Annotated in this window: 2 protein-coding genes; both read left to right on the top strand. The window is 62.2% G+C overall.

Features of this window, described 5'->3' with window-relative positions; translation table 11 throughout:
* Positions 1-288: NADH-quinone oxidoreductase subunit A (locus HPC46_RS34575; protein ID WP_179476462.1), on the top strand; the 288-nt coding region annotated here is incomplete at its 5' end.
* On the top strand, positions 279-833 hold the full coding sequence (locus HPC46_RS34580) for a NuoB/complex I 20 kDa subunit family protein (RefSeq protein WP_005140943.1): 555 nt from the start codon (positions 279-281) through the stop codon (positions 831-833). The genes HPC46_RS34575 and HPC46_RS34580, both read left to right, overlap by 10 nt.
* Positions 834-836: the final 3 nt, after the last annotated feature.

Genomic DNA, 836 nt, shown 5'->3' on the forward strand with positions numbered 1-836 from the left:
GCGTTGGTGGTCGGTCCGCGGCGTTTCAACCGGGCCAAGCTCGAGGCGTATGAGTGCGGTATTGAGCCGGTGGTCGGGGAGGCGGCTGGTCAGCGGTTCCCGATCAAGTATTACCTGACGGCGATGTTGTTCATCGTGTTCGACATCGAGATCGTGTTTTTGTATCCGTGGGCGGTGTCGTTTGATGCGTTGGGGACGTTCGCGCTGGTGGAGATGCTGATTTTCATGGGGACGGTGTTCGTGGCGTATGGGTATGTGTGGCGCCGGGGTGGGCTGGAATGGGATTAGAGGAGGCGCTGCCGGGCGGCATTTTGTTGTCGACGGTGGAGAAGGTGGCGGGGTTTGTTCGTAAGGGGTCGTTGTGGCCGGCGACGTTCGGGTTGGCGTGTTGTGCGATCGAGATGATGGCGACGGCTTCGCCGCGGTTTGATATTGCCCGGTTTGGGATGGAGCGGTTTTCGGCGACTCCGCGGCAGGCGGATCTGATGATCGTGGCCGGGCGGGTGAGTCAGAAGATGGCGCCGGTGTTGCGGCAGGTCTATGACCAGATGGCTGAGCCGAAGTGGGTGTTGGCGATGGGGGTGTGTGCGTCCAGTGGGGGGATGTTCAACAACTATGCGGTGGTCCAGGGGGTGGATCATGTGGTGCCGGTGGATATTTATCTGCCGGGTTGTCCGCCGCGTCCGGAGATGTTGTTGAACGCGATTTTGGCGTTGCATGCCAAGATCGCCGAGATGCCGTTGGGGGTGCACCGCGCCGAGGCCATCGCGGCGGCCGAGAAGGCTGCACTGGCCGCCCCTACCACCCTGGAACTCAAGGGGCTGCTGCGGTGAGCG

It is taken from the genome of Mycolicibacterium vinylchloridicum (assembly GCF_013404075.1).
GTDB lineage: Bacteria > Actinomycetota > Actinomycetes > Mycobacteriales > Mycobacteriaceae > Mycobacterium > Mycobacterium vinylchloridicum.